The sequence below is a fragment of the Phenylobacterium aquaticum genome (assembly GCF_022695515.1).
In the GTDB taxonomy this organism is placed as follows: Bacteria; Pseudomonadota; Alphaproteobacteria; order Caulobacterales; family Caulobacteraceae; genus Phenylobacterium; species Phenylobacterium aquaticum.
This window is the reverse complement of sequence record NZ_JALDPT010000006.1, coordinates 100196-119749: the sequence shown is the minus strand read 5'-3', so window position 1 is coordinate 119749 and position 19554 is coordinate 100196. Positions and strand designations below refer to the sequence as shown.

Sequence of the window (19554 nt, the reverse complement as noted above, 5' to 3'; positions counted from 1 at the left end):
CGACGTGTCGGACGACATCAACGGCTCTGACGGCGGCGCTGTCGCCCGCCGCACCCTTCTGGCCGGAGCGGCGGCCCTGCCCTTTGCAGCCGGCGCGGCCGGCGCCTCACCCAGAAAGGGGACCGGCGTGCAGCCCTATCGCTTCCTTCAGGTCGATGTCTTCTCGCCCGAGCGTTTCCGGGGCAATCCGCTCGCGGTCGTGGTCGGCGCCGACGACCTCACCGACGACGACATGAAGCTGTTCTCCCGCTGGACCAATCTCAGCGAGACCACCTTCCTGATGCGCCCCAGCCGGCCGGACGCCGACTATCGGGTGCGCATCTTCTCGGTGGGCGAGGAGCTGCCCTTCGCCGGGCATCCGACGCTCGGGACCTGCCACGCCTGGCTGGCGTCCGGCGGCAAGCCGCGGGGCGAGATCATCGTCCAGGAATGCCCCATTGGGCTCGTCCGGCTGCACCGCACGAGCGGTCGGCTGGCCTTCGAGGCGCCGCCGCTTCGCCGCGCGTCGCCCATGGACGCCGAGATGCTGGCGCGGGTGCGCAAGGGTCTGGGCCTGACCGACGCCGAGATCGTCGCCACCAGCGTCCTGGACGCCGGGCTGGAGCAGCCGGCCCTGATGATCCGCAGCCGCGCCCGCCTGCTGGAGCTCAAGCCGGACTGGAGCGCCCTGGGCATGGAGGCGCTGGGCGTCATCGCGCCCTTCAGCGACCGGCCCGCGCCTGGCCAGCCGGACTTCGAGGTGCGGATGTTCGACGTGACCCTGGCCAATTTCGAGGACCCTGTGACCGGCAGCCTCAACGCCAGCCTGGCGCGCTGGCTGATCGGCGCCGGCCTGGCGCCGGAGCACTATGTGGCGAGCCAGGGGACGGTGCTCGGACGCACCGGCCGCATCCATGTGGACCAGGACGCCGACGGCCTGTGGATCGGCGGCGACACCACCACCCGCATCGAAGGCGTCCTGAACCTTTAGCGCCCGCTTGCGGCCTGCGATGTCGGCGTCGCGCCCGCTCATCCGTCGTTTCGATGCAGGGGACGAGCCCAGGAGCAGAGGACACGACATGGGACAGACCGATCAGCCCAAGGGACATCCGGCCACCGTCGTGCGGCAGGCCGGCCGAGAGATCATCGTCACGCGCAGCCTCGACCACCCGGTCCAGGCGGTGTTCGAGGCCTGGACGCAGGCTGACCTCTTTCGCCAGTGGTGGGCGCCGAAGTCGATGGGCGCGGTGATCAGCGCCTGCGAGATCGACGCCCGCACCGGCGGCGGCTACCGCATCACCTTCGGCGAGGGCCCGGAGGCCGCGACCTTCTTCGGCAAGTATCTCGAGGCGACCCCGCCCGCGCGCCTCGTCTGGACCAATGAGGAGGGCGGCGACGGCCCGGTGACCACCGTGACCTTCGACGACCAGGGCGGGCGCACCGCCCTGACCCTTCGCGAAACCTATCCCGACGCCCCGCCCGCCGACGCCGTCGCCGGCATGCAGGCCATGTCGGGCGAGCAGTTCGACCAGCTGGACGCGCTCTTGGTCGCCCAGCGCGCCGGGCGGTGAGCGCGCCGAGGCTGACGGCTAAGGCCGCAGCGCGCGGATCAGGGTTCTGAGCAGGGCGACCGTCTCGGCCTCGGCCTCCCGGTCGCCGGCTTGGCGCCAGGCGCTCTGGATCACCACCACCACCTGCTCGGCCGGACTGAGGTAGATGCGCTGGCCGAAGGCGCCCAGGGCCAGGAAGGCGCCGGCGTGCAGGCCCTCGGCGAAGGGCGCGCCCGGCAGGGCCCACCAGTGATAGCCATAACCTGCCGGACTATCGGTCATCAGCTGACCGAACCCGGTCGCGGCGCAGTCGGGCTGGCCGGCGAGATCTCGCCAGCCGGCCGGCAGGACCCGTCGCCCGCCAAAGGCCACGCCGTCCTCCAGCACCAGCAGGCCGAAACGGCCGACGTCGCGCAGGCGGGCGCTGACCCCCGTGCCGCCCAGTTCCAGCCCCTCCTCCGCGTCCAGTTGCCAGAGCCCGTCGGCCTCCATGCCGGCGGGGCCCCAGACGGTCTCGCCGAAATAGTCGGCCAGGGGTCGGCCGACCGCGGCGGCGACCACGGCGCCGAGCAGGATGCTGTCGCCGGTCGAATAGTTGAACACGGTCCCCTGCGGCGCCGCGCGCGGCAGGCTGCGCAACAGCTCCAGCACCGCGCCGGGGCGTCGGCTGGCCAGCGCCCGGCCCAGGCGCCGCACGTCGGTTCCATCGGTGTTTTCGCCCTCGTCCCAGGCCACGCCTGACGCCATCCGCAACAAGTTGCGCAGGGTGACGCCCGCGTAGGCCGAGCCGCGCATCTGGGGCAGATAGGGATCGCAGACCTCGTCCAGATCGCCGATCAGGCCCCCGTGCTGCGCGGCGCCCACCAGGGTCGCGGTCATCGACTTCGCGGTCGAGAAGCTCGCCCAGCGGGTCTGCGGCCCGCTGCCCAGCCCATAGCGCTCGAGCGCGATCTCGCCATTCTTCAGGACCAGGAACCCGGCCGTCCGCCGCCGCGCCATGAAGTCGTCGAGGCCGACCATCGCCTCTCCCACCCGATAGGCCGGATCGGCCAGCGGCCGGCCATGGGGTGGCAGGGGCCGCACCGGACCGCTGCGCCGGATCACCCGATGCGGCCAGATCTGGTCCTGATGGCGAAAGGTCGCCGCCTGCTCCTCCGGCGTCGCCTTCCAGAGGTTCGCCACGGCTCGCTCCGCGTTGGCGGACCCCGAATTCACGCTGTCGCCCAGGTCATCGCGCCCCATCGCCCCCTCCCCATGTGAGAGGCCCAGATCGCGCCGGGTGGGCGGGGTCGCAACGCAAGTTAAGTTGGCTTGCCGAGGTCGCTTGGGGCTGGCACGGTTGAGCCCTGGTCGGGGTGGCGGAGGTCCGCCAGGAGGCGTTTCAGGCCTGCTTCCGGAGGGAGGCCAAAGTCCACTATCGACCCGTTGCGGATTTCCGGAACATCCACTTCAAAGCGCTCGGTGGCCCAGGCTGGCCGATTCTACGGCGACATGATCATCTGACGCGGCAAGTACTGGCCGAATAGGCACGGAGGCCACAGTGATCTGGTTAGCGACAGGCCTCCCCGCCCTCGTTGTGTTCTGGTTCATCCCAGTGAACCCCAGCACCATGGGGATCATTGGGCCATTCTTGATGGTCGTAGAGCTTTCCTACGTTGGTGCCGTCGCGAAGGCGGCTGTGGCGCTGAAGGAGCGGACTGGCCGATATCCCTGGTCTGATCGGATAAGACTCATCCCCTACGCCTGCGGAATGCTAGCGTATGCGCTAATATTCCTTGGAAAAATCCCAGGCGGTGAGGCGCCCGCGATGGGAACCGCGGCGATTTTGATGATCGCCTTGTCCAAGATTTGGATCAGCGGCAGCGATATCCGGCCGGCTCCAATTAAGTTGCGTCGACGGTAGACCGTTTCCCGCGTCGCGGAGACAATGTCAGCTCGCCAACCATCCCGGACATGCCCAAGGCCCGCTCCGGGCGCGCGCCCTACCCGATCCCCGCGATCCGCTTCGCCGCGGTCAGCGTGTTCTGCAGCAGGCAGGCCACGGTCATCAGGCCGACCCCGCCCGGCACGGGCGTAATCGCGCCGGCCACTTCGCTGACGGCCTTATAGGCCACGTCGCCGACCACCTTGGTCTTGCCCGCCGCGGCCTTGACCGGATCGGAGAACGGTACGCGGTTGATGCCCACATCGATGACGGTGGCGCCGGGCTTCACCCAGTCGGCCTTGATCATCTGCGGGCGGCCGACGGCGGCGACCAGGATGTCGGCCTCGCGGCAGACGGCCGGCAGGTCCACGGTGCGCGAGTGGGCGATGGTCACGGTGCAGTCGGCCTGCAGCAGCAGCTGCGCGATCGGCCGGCCCACCAGGACGGAGCGACCCACCACCACCGCCCGCTTGCCGGCGAGCGTGTCGCCCAGGGTCTCGCGCAGCATGATCATCGAGCCCAGCGGGGTGCAGGGCACCAGCGACGGCAGGCCCTGCGACAGCCGCCCGGCGTTGATCACATGCAGGCCGTCGACGTCCTTGTCCGGATTGATCGCGGTGATCACCTCCTTCTCGTCCAGGCCCTTGGGTAGGGGCAGCTGCACCAGAATGCCGTGGATCGTGGGATCGACGTTCAGCGCCTCGACCAGACCGATCAGGGTCTCCATCGTGGTGTCGGCCGGCAGGATGTGGGTCACCGAATGCATGCCGGCGGCCTTGGACTTCTCGCCCTTGGAGCGGACATAGATCTGGCTGGCCGGATCCTCGCCCACCAGCACGACGGCCAGGCCCGGGGTCAGGCCGTGCTTGGCCTTCAGCTGCGCCACCTCGGCAGCGACCTCGGCCTGCAGGCGCTCGGACAGCGGCTTGCCATCGATGATGCGGGCTTGGCTCATGGGACCTCCGGCGGCTTTCGGGAACGTGGCGCTCGACTACCGGGTCTGGTGCGCCGGCGCAACGCGACGAAAACTCATGCGGCTATGGCGAAGGCCCTAGCCGCCGCCCTCGCGCAGCCAGGCGGCGATGGCCCAGCTGTGCGCCTCGCGGCGCATGGCGGCGATGGCGTCGAGCGGGGACATCCAGATCAGCCGGTGATCATCCTCGATCTTCAGCTCCGCCGCCTCGCCGGTGATCGACACCCGGAAGAACTCACCGCGGACGTTGAAGTCCTGGCCCTCGTGATTGATGAAGTACTGGTCGGCCCGCTCGACGAAGGCGCGGGGATCGACGATCAGCCCCGTCTCCTCGCCGAACTCGCGGATCACCGCCTCCTCCGGGCTCTCGCCGGGATCGATGCCGCCGCCCGGCAGGTCGCGCCAGGTCGGCTGGCCCGGCGTCTCCACCTCCACGACCGCGATCAACCCGCCGCGCAGGGCGATGCCGAAGGCCGCCGGGCGGTCGGGATAGGCGAGCCCGGCCCGCCGCGCGCCGAACTGCGGAACGGCGCGCACTAGTCCTTGCCGTAGAGATAGGGATAGGCCGCCGTCTTGCCCGAGAGGATGTCGCCGAGCGGCACCGGGGTCCAGCCGACGGCGAGCGTGTCGCTGTCCTTCCAGGCCCACAGGATCAGGTCGCGCAGCTCCGAGGCGCCGGCCGCCAGCCGCTCCACCGCGAAGGCCGTGCCATTGGTCGCGCCGGGCCTCAGCCCGCCGGCCTTGATCATCTCATAGAGCGGCTCGACCTGCTTGCCGCTGGTCGCCAGATAGGTGGTGACGCAGACCATCAGCTCACCTGTGCAGGTCTGGACCGGCGCGAGCTTGGCCCGGACCATCGGCGTGGTCACGGTGGTCAGGACCAGCTCCCCCTCGAAGGGGTTGTGGATCTTGTCCTGGGTGTAGTCCTTGGGGTTCGGGAAGGGCCCCCAGCCGTTGTAGTGCACCGTCACGTGCAGGGGCTGGGCCCCGTCGCCGACGAAGTGCGACAGATAGCCGATGGTCTGGAGGATCTGGGCCTCGCGCCGCGCGCGGTCGGCCTGCAGCCAGGCGCGGTGGGCGCGGTTCTTCTCCCGCGGGATCGCATAGGTCTCGGCCCGCCAATGGGCGAAGTCCTTGGCCAGCTGCTGCGACTGATCGACGATGGAATAGGGCAGATAGCCGCCCTTCCAGCTGTCCAGGCCCAGCGCCTGCATCTGCTTTTCGTAATCCGGCCGGGTGATCGGCAGCTCGGTGACCAGCGGCCCGCCATGCACGCGGCCGGCGTCGTCCAGGTCCAGGAAGTGGCCGGCGTCACGATTATTGTCGTGGGTCTTGCCCGCGCCCTTGGAGCGGTCCGGCTCCCGCGACAGCTCGCCCGCCGCCGCGACCGAGGCCGGGGTGCGCAGGAAGGCCGGCAGGTCGGCCGGCAGGGCCTGGACCGCCGCCTCCCCGAGGATGCGATGGCCCATCCCGCCCCAGGCGAGCGCGGGCGCGGGCGCCGCCAGAACCAGGGCGGCGAGGGCGAAACGGCGGAGGGTGCGGATCATGGCCGCGATTTGACGCCCCTGCCCTGCGAAGGCAAGCCGCGGGTCAGTGAATTTTCAGCGTCGCCTCGACCCGCCCGACCCAGGCCTTGACCCGGGGATAGTCGGCCAGGTCGAACCCGCCCTCGTGGGCGACGCGGGTGTAGGCGACCAGCGTCACATCGGCCAGGGTCACGGCCTCGCCGACCAGGAAAGCGGAGCCCGCCAGGGCCTCGTCCAGGCGCTTCAGGGCGCCCTTGCCCCGCTCGACGATCTTGGGATCGAGCTCGGCGGCGGACTTGCCCAGATAGTGCATCTGGAACCGGGCCACGGCGACATAGGGCTCGTGGCTGTACTGCTCCCAGAACATCCATTCCAGCATGTGGGCCCGGTCATAGGCGTCCGCCGGGATCAGGTCCGAGCCCTCGGCCAGGTGGATGATGATGGCGTTGGACTGGGCCAGCGGCCGGCCGTCGTCGAGGATCACCGCCGGCACCTGGCCCGCGGGGTTCATGGCCAGGAACTCCGGCGTCCGGGTCTCGGCCTTCAGCACGCTGGTCTCGATCCAGTCATAGGCCAGGCCCAGATGATCTGCCGTCCACTTCACCTTCAGGCAGTTGCCGGAGATGGAGTCGCCATAGATGCGCATGTGGTGGTCCCCCTTGCTGACGCCGGGTCATAGCGCCCCTGTCCCTGCACGCAATCCAGCCGCTCTGGCGCCCCTGTGAGACGAACTGATGACGTCCGGGTTGCCCTGGCAGGAGAGTCCGGGTACTTACGCGGCCGCTGACAGAACAACGACGAAGGAGGACGCCGTCATGGGACGCCGCCTCGCCGCCCTGGCCGCTATCCCGCTCCTCGCCCTCGCCGGCGCTGCCCGCGCGGACTCTCCCCCGCCATCCGATCCGATCGGCGACCTGGTGATGTCGGCCCTGACGGGCGCGCTGCCGGGCACGCCGGACTTCCAGATGAAGGCCAGCCTCTACCATGCCGGCGCCCGCGGCGTGGGCGTGATGGACTCCCTCGGCTGCCGGGTCGTGGCCATGCGCACCGTCGCCATCGACGCCAGCCGGATCCCCAAGCGGACGATCCTGTTCATCAAGGAAACCGTCGGCCTGCCCATGCCCGACGGCACGACCTACGACGGCTACTGGTACGCCACCGACACCGGCGGCGCGATCAAGGGCGATCGGATCGACCTGTTCACCGGCATGAGCGCCGCCTCCATGAAGGCCATGCGCTCGCTGAACCTATCCAGCCTCAGCGTCACCAAGGCCGGCGAGTTCAAGGGCTGTCCGCCGAAATAGGCGAGCGCCCACAACAATCCCCCCGGACCACCGCGACCGCCGGCGCATGACGCGCCGGCGCTTCTCAAAGCGCGAGCCGGGTCCCCATGCCGATCTGCAAACCCAACTTCTTCCTGTTCACCGGCGGCCCCGGCGTCGGCAAGACCACCCTGGTCGAGCACCTCGCCGGGCTCGGCGAGATCTGCGTGCCCGAGACCCATCGCGCGGTGATCCGCGAACAGGCGGCGCTCGGGGCGGCGGGGATCTCGCGCGACGACCAGACCGCCTATCGCGACCTCTGTGGCCGCCGCGACGTGGCCCGGTTCGACCGCATGGCGCAGGAGACCCGGCGGGTGTTCTTCGACCGCGGCATCCTGGACAGCCTGGCCGGCGACGGCCTCGACCCGCCCTGGCTGATCGAGGCGGCGGCCGAGCGCCGCTACGCCACGACCGTCGTCGTGCCCCCGCCCTGGCCGGAGATCTATGAGACCGACGCCGAGCGCATCCAGGACTTCGCCGAGGCGGTCGCCACCCACCACCGCATCTGCGCGAACCTCGTGGCCTGGGGTTATGAGGTGATCGAGCCCCCTCGCCTGCCCGTCGCGGCGCGCGCGGCCTTCGTCCTGGACCAGGTGCGGCGACAAGGCTTCTGAGAGTCAGGCCCCGCCGCGCACCGTCAGCCGGCCGACCAGCCGCCGGACCACCTCATCGGCCAGGGCCTCGCGACTGGCGCGCGGGTCCGGATCCGCCGCGCAGGCGAACCAGATCGGCGACAGCAGCCGGGCGAGCACCCCGGCCAGCAGGGGCAGGGCGTCGGGCTCAAGGTCGAAGATGCGTCCGAGCGCGTCGCGCACAGTCCCGCCCTGGGCGAAGCGGATCACCGCGCCCGCCCCCGCCAGCTCGGGCCGCCGGACGGCCGCGAGGAACAGGGTCCGCCGGCGCAGGGCCGGTCCGTTCGGCAGGTCGGCGACCGCATGGAAGCGCAGGGCCTCGGCGAGATCCGCGGAGGAGCGGATCTGCTCCACGCTGGTGGGCGACGCCGGGGACGGCTCCTCCCCGACCGCGCGAGACATCGCCTCGACCTGCCCCCGGATCGCGCCCGCGACCAGGTCCTCGATGGTGCGGAAGTGGTGGGTGACCGATCCGGTGGTCACGCCGGCCCGGGCGGCCACCGCCCGGTGGGTCAGTCCGCTCAAGCCCCCCGTCTCGACGACCTCGGCGGCAGCCTCGACGATCTTCATCGCCGCAGGCGCGATCGACCCCACCGGACGCGCCCCGGCGCTCCGCTCGGCCAAGGCCGCCGCCCCCGTGGCCGCGCCCGGCGCCGCGTTCAGCCACAGGGCGCCCAGCAGGTCGCACTGCTCGCGCAGGGCGGCGGCCTCCAGCGCCGGCGACCAGCGCGACAGGTGATAGAGCGCCTCGGACTCGAAGAAGAGGTGCAGGATGCGGCCGTCCATCGGCCCCAGGCCGAAGTCGCCGGCCGTCTGCCGCCAGAACTCCCGCCAGAGCGCGGTCCAGTCCGCCGCCGGTCCCCGCCCGGCCATGGCCGCCAGGCCCTCCTGGTAGAGCAGGGCCAGGGCCCGCATCTCCCCCGTCCAGGCGACGATCACCTGTTCCAGGGCCAGAACCGCGCCGTTCGCCGTCCGCGGCAGGGCCAGGAGGTCGCGCCGCTTGGCCGCCATCCAAGCGGTCGTATCCCGCACACCCTGGGCGTATGCGGCCAATAACAACTGTTCTATCGCGCCGAAGTTGTAGTTGATGGCGCTGGGGGAGACCCCGGCCTCGGCGGCGACCGACCGCGCCGACGCCGCTGCCGCGCCTCGGGCCGCGATCTGGGCGGCCGCGGCCTGAATCAGGCGATCTGCGCGGGACTCGTCTGGCCCTACATCGCCTTCCGCATAGGGACTTCTCGAAGCTTCAGGGGCGGCGCGGCGGATCGGCATGACCCATTGTCGGAAGCCGGCCTCGCCGAGGCAAGCGCGGAATCGCCTGACCGCCCGCCTTCGCGAAGCCGCAACATAACAGTCGTTCCAGCTTCACAGTCCGGCGCTACCAACCCCCTCGCCCACGTCACGTGGTCGGGAAATTCTGGGGGTTGAGATGGGACAGCAAGGTCTGGGGGCGACGGCGCTGCGCGCCTGTCTGATGGCGAGCGCCGCGGCCATGGTCATCTGTGGTCAGGCCCATGCCGAAGGCGACGCCAATGACGGCGCAGTCGGCCTGGAGGAAGTCGTGGTCACCGCCCAGAAGCGCGCCACCAACCTGCAGGATACGCCCATCGCCATCTCGGCCATGACCAGCGACGACCTGCAGGCGCGCCACGTCCAGTCGATCGAGGACCTGGGCGACGGCTCCATCCCCTCCCTGCGGGTCGCTCCGTTCTTCGCGCGCAATTCGGCGCTCACCATCGGCATGCGCGGCATCGGCGCCCTGGGCGACGCCAACCAGCCGGCCCGCGACCAGGCGGTCGGGGTCTATATCAACGGCGTCTATCTGGGCCGCGCCCAGGGCCTGGGCTCGGCCATGTACGATGTGGAGCGCATCGAGGTTCTCAAGGGGCCGCAGGGCACCCTGTTCGGCCGCAACACCGAGGGCGGGGCGGTCAGCATCGTCACCCGCGCGCCCAGCGGCGAGTTCGGCATGCGCACCGCGGTCGGCTATGGCGACTACAACGCCTACAAGGCCGAGACCCATATCGACCTGCCGGCCTTCCACGATGTCAGCGTCAAGATCGACGGCCTGGTCAGCAAGCGCGACGGCACGACGACCAACCCGACCAGCTCGGGCCAGCCGGACTTCAATTCCTACGACAAGAGCGGCGTCCAGATCGAAGCCCTGTGGCGCGCCACCGACCGGTTCAACGTCGACTACGCCTTCGACGACTCCCACGACGCCACCACGCCCTATTATGTTCAGCTCCTGAAGAAGGGCGCCCTGGCGCTGGCGCCCCTGATGCCGCTGCAGCCCGACCGCGCCAAGCGGGCCAATGTCGGCGTGCCCATGCAGCCCAGCGTCGGCAACACCTGGGGCCACCGCCTGACGCTGGACTGGAAGCTCTCCGACGACCTAGAGCTGAAGACCATCAGCTCCTACCGCAAGCTCTCCCAGACCCAGTTCGACAACGCCGAGGAGGTGCTGTCGGTCTTCGCGCCCAACGGCAATTTCAGCCGCTACAGCATCGCCCGCGTCTATCAGGACCAGTCCAGCCACGAATTCCAGGTGATCGGCAGACTGCCGCAAATCGAGTACGTGGCCGGCGCCTTCTATTATCGGGAGAATGTCCGGGACAACGCCCAGACCCCCAACTCCCTGCAGTGGAACGCCACGGGCACGGCCTACACCACCCTGTCACTCGACCTGAACACCGTCCCCTTCGACCGGGCGAGCCATGTCACGACGACGAGCTATGGCGTGTTCGGCCAGGCGGTCTGGACCCCGCCGGTCCTGAACGAGGCGCTGCACGTGACGGTCGGCGGTCGCGCCACCACCGACAAGAAGAAAGGCTCCCTCGACACCGTCAACGGCGCCCTGCCCGCCTATGTCGACGCCAACAAGATCACCGTCACCGGGACCATCCCGCTCGACAAGTCCTGGAGCCACTTCGACCCGCTGGTCACGGTCGCCTATGACGTCACCGACGACATCAATGTCTATGGCCGCTGGAGCACGGGCTACAAGGCCGGCGGGGCCAATTCGCGCTCGCTGACCTATCGCGCCTTCTCGCCCGAGACCGTGTCGATGTACGAGATCGGGGTGAAGTCGGAGTTCTGGAACCGCCGGGCCCGGCTGAACGTCTCGGCCTATTCCGGCGAGCTCAAGGACGCCCAGGTCGATTTCAGCGTCATCATCCTCAACAACAATCGCGGCACGCTGGAGACCACCAACGCGGCGACCGGCAAGACCAAGGGCGTCGACATCGATGTCGCGGTCGTCCCGCTGGAGGGCCTGACCCTGTCGGCCGCCTACGCCTATACGGACGTCAAATTGTCCAAGGCGTTCAATCCCTTCACCAACGCCCAGGCGACGATCTATCCGCTCTACACGCCCAAGAACACCGGCAGCGTGACGATCGACTATGAGCGTCCGGCCCTGGGCGCCAGCTTCAGCGCCCATATCGACGGGGCCTGGTCCGACGGCCAGTACACCAGCACCACCGACCCGACGCTCAGCGACAGCGCCTTCCTGGTGAACGCCCGCCTGGCGCTCTCCGACATCAAGCTCAATGGCGACAGCTCCACCCTGCAGCTGTCCCTGTGGTCGCGGAACCTGCTCGACGAGGCCCACGCCTTCCTGAAGAACACCAATGCGGCGCTGGGCACCTACGGGATCTACAACGAGCCCCGCACCTTCGGCGTCGAAGCCAGCGTCAAGTTCTGAACCTGCAGGCCTGATCCCCGGGCGGCCGTCCTGGTCGCCCGGTCAACTACGATGGGAGGACACGCCATGGACCGCCGCGCATTCCTGATGACCGCGATCGCCAGCGGGGCGCTCGCCGCCGCGCCGGGCGCGACCGCCGCGCCCCTGCTGGACGGCCGGGTCACCCGCCTGTCCGACACGGCGCTGGGCCTCAGCTGGACGGCCAAGGGGCGCCCCGCCTCGGTCTATGTCTCCTCCGACCCCGACGCGCCGCGCGCCTTCATGCGCGAGGTGAAGGCCAACGTCACCGGCGGCGAGACCAAGCTGGCGCTGGCCATCGCGCCGCGTCCCTATTTCCTGGTCGCGGCGCAGACCGGCGGCCAGGTTCGGGTGGCCGAGCGGCTGCTGCCCCTGAAGGGCGGACGCAATTTCCGCGACCTCGGCGGCTACCGCTCGGCCGACGGGCGGCAGGTGAAGTGGGGGCGGATCTACCGCTCCGGGGTAATGAGCGGCCTGACCGCCGCCGACATGACCTATCTGAACGCTCTTGGTGTCTCGGTGGTCTGCGACCTGCGCAGCGTCCAGGAACGCACCAGCGAGCCCAGCCCCTTCCTGTCGGCCGACGGGACCAAGGTCATGGCCGTCGACTATGACATGGGCCAGTCGCTCTCCAGCCTCTACCGGGCGACCAACCGGGCCGAGGCGGTCCAGGCCTTCGCCGACGCCTATCTCGGCTTCATCGACATGCTGGCCCCGCAATACACCGACATGTTCGGCCATCTGGTGCGCCACGAGACGCCCCTGGCCATGAACTGCAGCGCCGGCAAGGACCGTACGGGCATGGGCTCGGCCCTGGTGCTGTCGGTGCTGGGCGTGCCGCGCGAGACGGTGATCGCCGACTATGCCCTGACCCAGACCTTCACCCCGCCCAGCCTCCACACCAAGCAGATCGCCGCGGGCGCGAAGATGAGCGGCGTCAACGCCGCCCAGGCGCAAGGCTTCGCGCGCATGCCGCCGGAGGTGCTGAACGTCACCATGGGCTCGGACCCCGACGTCATGCGGATCGCGCTCAAGGCCGTCGACGCCAAGTACGGCGGCCCGGTCGAGCTGGCCAAGGCCCGCTTCGGCCTGACCGACGACAAGGTCGCCCGACTGCGCGCGACCTATCTGATCTGACGGGCCTCAGGTCTCGACGAAGGCGCGTTCCAGCACATAGTCGCCGGGCGTCGAGACCGAGCCTTCCACATAGCCGTAGCTTTCCAGCTGGATCTTCAGGTCCTTCAGGACCGACGGCCCGCCGCAGAGCATGAAACGGTCCTCGGCCGGATCGAGCCTGGGCAGGCCCAGGTCCTCGAAGATCTTGCCGGAGGCGATCAGGTCGGTGATCCGGCCCTCGTGCTTGAAGGGCTCGCGGGTCACGGTCGGATAATAGAGCAGCTTCGGCGCGACGATCTCGCCCAGGATCTCGTCATTGGGCATGTCGCGCTCGAACATCTCGCGATAGTTCAGGTCGGCGACGTGGCGCACCGTGTGGGTGACGATCACCTTCTCGAAGCGGTCATAGACTTCGGGGTCGCGGGCCAGGCTGAGCCAGGGGGCCAGGCCCGTGCCGGTGCCCAGCATGTAGAGCCGCTTGCCGGGCTTCAGCCCGTCCAGCACCAGGGTCCCGGTGGGCTTCTTGCCGATCAGCACCTGGTCGCCGACCTTGAGGTGCTGCAGGCGCGAGGTCAGAGGGCCGCTCTCGACCTTGATCGAATAGAATTCCAGCTCCTCGTGCCACGAGGGCGAGGCGATGGAATAGGCGCGCAGCAGCGGCTTGCCGTCGATCTCCAGCCCCACCATCACGAACTGCCCGCTCTGGAAGCGGAAGCTGGGATCGCGGGTGGTGCGGAATGAGAACAGCTCGTCGGTCCAGTGCTGGACCCAGGTCACGGTCTCATAGAGGAAGGCGCCGGCCTTCTTGGCCGGGGCGGCGGCGGTCACGTCGGTCATGATCTGTCTGCAGTCCGTTGGGCGTCAGATATCGCCGCCGACGTTGGAAACCGCGTCGGGCGCGCGGGCGACATGTATGCCGCATTCGGTCTTTTCGGAACCCGCCCAGCGACCAGCGCGGACATCTTGTCCCTCTTCCACCGGATTCGTGCAGGGCCAGCAGCCGATCGAAGGGAAGCCCTGGGCCACCAGCGGGTGGGCCGGCAGGTCATGCTCGGCCATGTAGCCGTCGAGCTCGGTCTTGCCCCAGTTGGCCAGGGGATTGAACTTCACCTGGCCGTCGGCCTGCTCCACCACCGGCAGGGACAGGCGGTCGCCGCCATGGAACCGCTTGCGCCCGGTGATCCAGGCGTCGAATTCGGTCAGCGCCCGGTCGAGGGGCAGCACCTTGCGCACATGGCAGCAGGCGTCGGTGTCGGTCTTCCAGAGCTTGGCCTCCGGATCGGCCGTGGCCAGGTCCTGGAAGGCGGGGCGCAGGTCGCGGATCCCGGTCAGGCCGAGCTTGGCGGCCAGGTTCTTCCGATAGTCGAGCGTCTGACCAAACAGCATGCCGGTGTCGAGGAACATCACCGGCATGTCCGGTTTGATCTTCGAGACCATGTGCAGCAGCACCGCCGATTCCGCCCCGAAGGACGAGACCAGGGCGAGCTTGTCGCCAAAGGTCTCCACGGCGCTTTCCAGCACCGTCATCGGGTGGGCGTGTCGCAGTTCGGCGTCCAGGCGGAGCGCGATCTGCGGGCGATCGATCTGGTCATAGGCCATGGGACTCAAGCCTCCCCGCGCTCGACATAGGCCGGAGCCCTGGCGTCGGCGGCGCGCTGATAGACGTGACGATGACGGTTCGCGACGTGGGCCCACTGGGCCGGCTGCGAACCGTCCGCGGGCTCGAAGGCGTCGAACCCGCAGCGGATCATGTGACCGCCCTGCTCCACCACCACGTCGCCCACGGCGCGGAGCTGGCCCTTGAAGCCCAGCCTCTGGCGCAGGATGGACGCCGAGCTGTAGGCGCGGCCGTCGGTGAACTTCGGAAAGGCGAGCGCCACCAGCGCCAGGCGCGGCAGGTCATAGGCGAGCGCCTCGACCTCCTCGGCCGCCTCGACCCGCACCCCGACCGCCCGGCCCTCGGACAAGAGGCGGTCGCCCTCGGCCTGGAAGCGGGTGAGCGAGATGATCACGTCGCCCTGGGGCAGGTCCTCGTCGTCGGGAACCGCGGTGAAGGGGTCGTCAATCAACGAGAAGGCGCCGTCGGTCAGCTTAACGAGCGTCGGCATAGACAGCCTCCTTGAACGGCGCGTCGCCGGTGCGGCGGTAGGTGTCGAGGAAGCGCTCGCCGTCCTGGCGTTCGCGCAGATAGACGTCGACCAGGGCGTCCATGGCGTCGGTGACCTTGCCGGCCGGCAGGGCCGGACCGAGGATCTTGCCCACCGCCGCGTCCTCGGCGCCGGAGCCGCCGAGGGTCAGCTGGTAGAATTCCTCGCCCTTCTTATCGACGCCCAGGATGCCGACATGGCCGACATGGTGGTGGCCGCAGGCGTTGATGCAGCCCGAGATCTTGATCTTCAGCTCGCCGATCAGCTCGGCGCGTTCCTGGTCGGCGAAGCGGGTCGCGATGTCCTGGGCGACATTGATCGCCCGGGCATTGGCCAGAGCGCAGTAGTCCAGGCCCGGGCAGGCGATGATGTCGCTGATCAGGTTGATGTTGGGCGTCGACAGGCCCGCGGCCTGCAGGGCGGCGAACACCTTGGGCGCGTCGTCCAGCTTCACGTGCGGCAGGACCAGGTTCTGCTCGTGCGTCACCCGGATGTCGTCCTGGCCGTAGAGCTCGCCGAGCTCGGCGATCGCCTCCATCTGCTCGGAGGTGGCGTCGCCGGGCGTGTCGCCGATCCCCTTCAGGGAGATCTCGACGATGGTGTAGCCCGGCCGCTTGTGGGGCTTCAGATTGTTGCGCGCGAAGCGGGCGAAGGCCGGATCGGCGGACTTGGCCTCCTCGAAGGCCTCGGAGCGGTTGACCAGGGTGTCGAAGGCCTTGGGGGCGAAGGCGCCGCGGATGCGGGCGATCTCGGTGTCCGGCACGTCGCCGTCCGCGCCGATCTTCTCCCATTCCGCCTCGACCTGGCGGGCGAACTCCTCGGTCCCCAGGGCGGAGACTAAGATCTTGATCCGGGCCTTGTACTTGTTGTCCCGGCGGCCGTGGCGGTTATAGACCCGCAGGATCGCCTCCAGGTATGAGAACAGCCGGTTGGCCGGCAGGAACTCGCGGATCGTCGGGCCCACATGCGGGGTGCGGCCCATGCCGCCGCCGACGATCACCTCGAAGCCGAGCGTCCCGTCGCGGGCGCGGCGCACCACCAGGCCGATGTCGTGGACACGGGCCGCCGTGCGGTCCTTGGGCGAGGCCGTGACCGCGAACTTGAACTTGCGCGGCAGGAACGAGAATTCCGGGTGCAGCATCGACCACTGGCGGATGGCTTCCGACCAGACGCGCGGATCGTCGATCTCCTCGGCCGTGGCGCCTGCATAGGGGTCGGAGGTGACATTGCGGATGCAGTTGCCGCTGGTCTGGATGGCGTGCAGGTCGACGCTGGCCAGCTCGTCCAGGATCGCCGGCGCGTCCTTCAGCTTGATCCAGTGGAACTGCAGGTTGGTGCGGGTCGTGAAGTGGCCGTAGCCCTTGTCGTACTTGCGGCCGATCTCGGCCAGCTTGCGCAGCTGGACGCCGTTCAGCGAGCCATAGGGGATCGCCACCCGCAGCATGTAGGCGTGCAGCTGCAGGTACAGGCCGTTCATCAGCCGCAGCGGCTTGAACTGGTCCTCGGTGATCTCGCCCTTCAGGCGGCGGTCGACCTGCTCGCGGAACTCCGCGGCGCGGTCGGCGAGGAATTCCCGGTCGAGGGTGTCGTACTGATACATGGGGACCTCCCTCCTATTTGCGCTTGATCAGGTCGACGCGGCCGGTCGAGCGGGCCGCGCCATGGGCGTGCTGCAGGGCCGCGATCACCGCCCCACCCTCGGCCTGCTTGCCGTGGCCCGGATGGTTGGTGGGGCCCAGCGCGCGGATGCGCTCGCGATAGGACAGGGGCGCCCACAGGCCTTCGCTCTCGATCAGGTCGATCAGATAGGGCTCGACCACGACGGTCGGCTGGCTCTTGGCGTGACCTTCGGCGGCCTCGGCCGCCGCCAGGGCGGCGTCATCGAACAGCTCCGCGTCGGCGAAGCGCTCGACCCACTGGCCGGCCTTCCAGAACACGACCTCGCCGTCGCTCAGACGGTTGGCGGTCAAGGCTTTCATTTAAACACCCGCTCATCCCCGCGAAGGCGGGGACCCATACTGAAATTGATGTCGTCCACGAGGGAGGCCTGGGCCAGCGACATGGCCTCGCCCACGATCAGCAGAGCCGGGCCGCTCACCGCCTCGGCGGCGGCGGGAAGCCCTGCCAGGGTGGTGACGATCCGTCGCTCATCGGCGCGGCTGGCGTTCTCGACGATCAGGGCGGGCGTCGCGGGCGCGCGGCCGGCGGCGATCAGCCGCCCGGCGATCCCCGCCGCGGTCGACAGGCCCATATAGATCACGACCGTATGGTTGGCCCTGGCCAGGCTCGCCCAGTCCAGGTCGGGCTCGGCGCCCGCGGCCGCATGGCCGGTGACGAAGGTCACCGCCTGGGCGAGGCCGCGATGGGTCAGGGGCGCGCCGGCGCCGGCCGAAGCGGCCAGGGCGGCGGTCACGCCGGGAATCACATGGCATTCGACGCCGGCCTCGCGGCAGGCTTCCAGCTCCTCGCCGCCGCGGCCGAACATGAAGGGGTCGCCGCCCTTCAGCCGCACAACCCTCAGCCCCTCCTGGGCGAAGGCGACCAGCATCCGGTTGATCTCGTCCTGCGCATAGGAATGGCGCGACTTGCGCTTGGCGACCGAGATCCGGCGGGCCGCGGACGGCGCCAGATCCAGGATCTCGTCGGAGACCAGGCCGTCATGCACGACGACCTGCGCGCCCTGCAAAGCCTTGAGCGCCTTGAGAGTCAGCAGCTCCGGATCGCCGGGTCCCGCGCCCACCAGCCAGACCGCGCCGGTCTTGCCGTCGGTCGCGCCCGACAGCACCACCAGCCGATTGGCGGTGGTCCGGGGCCGGTCCGTGGGGCGGCGGGTGGGCATGGGCTTTAGGTTCTCTAAACGCTATAGTGGTGAATCGAAGCGGGACGGGCTTGCACCCGCCCCGCCTGGTGTCTGGCGACGAAAAGGGCCGATACATCGCCGAACGCTTGCAAATTGGTCGGCGGGGCCCCAATTCGCAACCCAAGGACTTCTGCCGGGGCTGTCAGGAAAACTCGTGGAACGGAACTCGGAACGACGCCGCCTGCCGCCGCTCAACGCCTTGCGCGCGTTCGAGGCGGCCGCGCGGCACCTCAATTTTTCTAGGGCGGCGGACGAGCTGTCGGTGACCCCTGGGGCCGTCAGCCAGCAGATCCAGAACCTGGAGGACTATGTCGGCGCGGCGCTCTTCAAGCGCACGCCCAAGGGCCTGCTCCTGACCGACGCGGCCCAGACCGCCCTGCCCGCCCTGCGCGAAGCCTTTGACCGGCTTGCGGAAGCCGCCTCGATGCTGACCGCCGCGGTCGACGGCCGCCGGCTGACGCTGACCGCGGCCCCCTCCTTCGCCGCCAAGTGGCTGGTGCCCCGGCTCGGCAAGTTCGAGGAGCTGCATCCCCAGGTGGACGTCTGGCTTTCGGCCGGCCTGGAGCTGGTCGATCTGTCGACCGGCGAAGTCGACATCGCCATCCGCTATGGCGCCGGCCGCTATCCGGGCCTGGAGGTCTCCCGCCTGATCGGCGAGACCGTGATCCCGGTGCTCAGCCCCGACCTGCAGGCGACCAATCCGCTCAACACCCCGGCCGATCTCGCCGGCCATGTGCTGCTGCACGACGGCTCGCCGGAGCCGGACGATTCCTGCCCCGACTGGACCATGTGGCTCGCCGCCCGCGGCGTGCGCGGCGTGGACGGCGCCCGCGGACCGCGCTTCAACCAGTCGAGCCTGGTCATCGAGGCCGCGGTCAACGGCCGCGGCGTGGCGCTCGCCAAGCGCACCCTGGCCCAGGCCGACCTTGACGCCGGCCGCCTTGTCGCCCCGCTGCAGATCGCGACCGCCGTCGACTTCGCCTATTGCGTGGTCCATCCCAAGGCCAAGGGCCGCCTCCCCCAGGTCAAGGCCTTCCTCAACTGGATCACCGCCGAGGCCGAGGCCCACGAAGCCGCCCTGCTGGCCCTGGACAACGGCGCGGGGATCTAACCCTCCCCCCCGCTCATCCCGGCGAAGGCCGGGACCCAGATCCTAAGGCCCATGCGGTTCAGGGCGTCCGAATTCCAGCCTATCCGGCCACACGGCGCTCGATGATCTGAATCCCGGCATTCGCCGGGACGAGCGGACTGAGCCCCCCTCAGCGCGGGGTCTTCAGCGACTGCAGCGCCTTCTCGTGGGCGTAGGCGGCGATGTCGGCCAGCGCCGCGTCCAGGGCGTCTCGCACGGCCTCCAGCCGGTGGGCTCCTTCCGTCTCCGCCGACTGGCAGACCTCGCCCAGGGCATGGGCCCCGATGCCGCGCGCCGTGCCCTTCAGGGTGTGGACGGCGTCGCGCCAGCCCTCCGACGCCGGGTCCAGCATCGCCGACCACATGCGGGCCTGTTCGCGGAACAGGGCCAACACCTCGTCGACCACCCCCTGGTCGCCCGCGGCGAAGCTTTCCAGGAAGGCGAAATCGACCGCGCCGGTAAGGTCTCGTCGCGCCATGAAATTCTCTCTCCTGAGCGGCTTGCAATCAGCGAAGCATCGCGTATGTTCCGCGCCCTCGCCGCCAGGGCTTAGATGCCTTGGAATCGCGACGGGTGCATAGCTCAGTTGGTAGAGCAGCTGACTCTTAATCAGCGGGTCGTAGGTTCGAATCCTACTGCACCCACCAATTCCTTGGTGGACGATCTTCCCAA

General features: G+C 69.4%; 20 protein-coding genes and 1 tRNA gene. 8 read left to right on the top strand and 13 right to left on the bottom strand.

Going from position 1 to position 19554, the window contains the following annotated elements; genetic code table 11:
• The first annotated feature begins 4 nt into the window (after positions 1-4).
• Positions 5-970, top strand: a complete 966-nt coding sequence (locus tag MQH10_RS06605) for a PhzF family phenazine biosynthesis protein (RefSeq protein ID WP_242563273.1) — start codon at positions 5-7, stop codon at positions 968-970.
• An 88-nt stretch (positions 971-1058) separates the two neighbouring features.
• On the top strand, positions 1059-1550 hold the full coding sequence (locus MQH10_RS06600; protein ID WP_242563272.1) for an SRPBCC domain-containing protein: 492 nt from the start codon (positions 1059-1061) through the stop codon (positions 1548-1550).
• An 18-nt stretch (positions 1551-1568) separates the two neighbouring features.
• Here MQH10_RS06600 and MQH10_RS06595 read toward each other — a convergent pair whose 3' ends face one another.
• The 5 genes from MQH10_RS06595 to MQH10_RS06575 form a co-directional block, all read right to left on the bottom strand.
• Complete coding sequence (locus tag MQH10_RS06595) at positions 1569-2711, bottom strand: serine hydrolase domain-containing protein (RefSeq protein ID WP_242563271.1); 1143 nt, start codon at positions 2709-2711, stop codon at positions 1569-1571.
• 800 nt (positions 2712-3511) lie between these two features.
• Complete coding sequence (gene folD / locus MQH10_RS06590; RefSeq protein WP_242563270.1) at positions 3512-4408, bottom strand: bifunctional methylenetetrahydrofolate dehydrogenase/methenyltetrahydrofolate cyclohydrolase FolD; 897 nt, start codon at positions 4406-4408, stop codon at positions 3512-3514.
• Between the two features lie 96 nt (positions 4409-4504).
• Positions 4505-4963: an NUDIX domain-containing protein gene (locus MQH10_RS06585; RefSeq protein ID WP_336605049.1), complete on the bottom strand. Its 459-nt coding sequence runs from the start codon at positions 4961-4963 to the stop codon at positions 4505-4507.
• A complete protein-coding gene (locus MQH10_RS06580; RefSeq protein WP_242563269.1) occupies positions 4963-5973 on the bottom strand; it encodes a phospholipase C/P1 nuclease family protein in 1011 nt (336 codons plus the stop codon). Before MQH10_RS06580 ends, MQH10_RS06585 begins: the two co-directional genes overlap by 1 nt.
• A 43-nt stretch (positions 5974-6016) precedes the next feature.
• On the bottom strand, positions 6017-6598 hold the full coding sequence (locus MQH10_RS06575; protein ID WP_242563268.1) for a glutathione S-transferase family protein: 582 nt from the start codon (positions 6596-6598) through the stop codon (positions 6017-6019).
• 169 nt (positions 6599-6767) lie between these two features.
• Here MQH10_RS06575 and MQH10_RS06570 point away from each other — a divergent pair, with 169 nt between their 5' ends.
• A complete protein-coding gene (locus tag MQH10_RS06570) occupies positions 6768-7256 on the top strand; it encodes a 3D domain-containing protein (RefSeq protein ID WP_242563267.1) in 489 nt (162 codons plus the stop codon).
• A gap of 86 nt (positions 7257-7342) precedes the next feature.
• Positions 7343-7888 (top strand): AAA family ATPase, encoded by a 546-nt coding sequence (locus MQH10_RS06565; RefSeq protein WP_242563266.1) that lies wholly within the window; start codon positions 7343-7345, stop codon positions 7886-7888.
• 3 nt (positions 7889-7891) lie between these two features.
• On the opposite strand, the gene MQH10_RS06560 is transcribed toward MQH10_RS06565, so the two are convergent.
• A complete protein-coding gene (locus MQH10_RS06560) occupies positions 7892-9178 on the bottom strand; it encodes a TetR/AcrR family transcriptional regulator (protein ID WP_242563265.1) in 1287 nt (428 codons plus the stop codon).
• A gap of 157 nt (positions 9179-9335) precedes the next feature.
• Between MQH10_RS06560 and MQH10_RS06555 the strand changes: the two genes are divergently transcribed.
• Complete coding sequence (locus MQH10_RS06555; protein ID WP_242563264.1) at positions 9336-11612, top strand: TonB-dependent receptor; 2277 nt, start codon at positions 9336-9338, stop codon at positions 11610-11612.
• Between the two features lie 66 nt (positions 11613-11678).
• The gene (locus MQH10_RS06550) at positions 11679-12767 is read left to right on the top strand and encodes a tyrosine-protein phosphatase (protein ID WP_242563263.1); all 1089 of its coding nucleotides are present in this window, start codon (positions 11679-11681) and stop codon (positions 12765-12767) included.
• Between the two features lie 6 nt (positions 12768-12773).
• Here the strand turns inward: MQH10_RS06550 and MQH10_RS06545 are convergent, their stop codons facing one another.
• Genes MQH10_RS06545 through cobA form a run of 6 tightly spaced genes read right to left on the bottom strand, consistent with a single transcriptional unit; the run spans position 12774 to position 17732 of the window.
• Positions 12774-13583, bottom strand: a complete 810-nt coding sequence (locus MQH10_RS06545; RefSeq protein WP_242563262.1) for a ferredoxin--NADP reductase — start codon at positions 13581-13583, stop codon at positions 12774-12776.
• Between the two features lie 24 nt (positions 13584-13607).
• Positions 13608-14345, bottom strand: a complete 738-nt coding sequence (locus MQH10_RS06540) for a phosphoadenylyl-sulfate reductase (protein WP_242563261.1) — start codon at positions 14343-14345, stop codon at positions 13608-13610.
• A 5-nt stretch (positions 14346-14350) separates the two neighbouring features.
• A complete protein-coding gene (locus MQH10_RS06535; protein ID WP_242563260.1) occupies positions 14351-14854 on the bottom strand; it encodes a DUF934 domain-containing protein in 504 nt (167 codons plus the stop codon).
• Positions 14838-16493: a nitrite/sulfite reductase gene (locus MQH10_RS06530; RefSeq protein WP_242563259.1), complete on the bottom strand. Its 1656-nt coding sequence runs from the start codon at positions 16491-16493 to the stop codon at positions 14838-14840. Before MQH10_RS06530 ends, MQH10_RS06535 begins: the two co-directional genes overlap by 17 nt.
• Before the next feature lie 13 nt (positions 16494-16506).
• Positions 16507-16872, bottom strand: a complete 366-nt coding sequence (locus MQH10_RS06525; protein WP_242563258.1) for a DUF2849 domain-containing protein — start codon at positions 16870-16872, stop codon at positions 16507-16509.
• Positions 16869-17732, bottom strand: coding sequence for a uroporphyrinogen-III C-methyltransferase (gene cobA, locus MQH10_RS06520; RefSeq protein ID WP_419720757.1), 864 nt, complete (start codon positions 17730-17732; stop codon positions 16869-16871). Before cobA ends, MQH10_RS06525 begins: the two co-directional genes overlap by 4 nt.
• Before the next feature lie 175 nt (positions 17733-17907).
• Between cobA and gcvA the strand changes: the two genes are divergently transcribed.
• Positions 17908-18864, top strand: coding sequence for a transcriptional regulator GcvA (gene gcvA / locus MQH10_RS06515; RefSeq protein WP_242563257.1), 957 nt, complete (start codon positions 17908-17910; stop codon positions 18862-18864).
• 148 nt (positions 18865-19012) lie between these two features.
• Here the strand turns inward: gcvA and MQH10_RS06510 are convergent, their stop codons facing one another.
• Positions 19013-19360 (bottom strand): Hpt domain-containing protein, encoded by a 348-nt coding sequence (locus MQH10_RS06510; RefSeq protein ID WP_242563256.1) that lies wholly within the window; start codon positions 19358-19360, stop codon positions 19013-19015.
• Between the two features lie 93 nt (positions 19361-19453).
• On the opposite strand from MQH10_RS06510, the gene MQH10_RS06505 reads away from it, so the two are divergent.
• A tRNA-Lys gene (locus tag MQH10_RS06505) sits at positions 19454-19529 on the top strand.
• Positions 19530-19554: the final 25 nt, after the last annotated feature.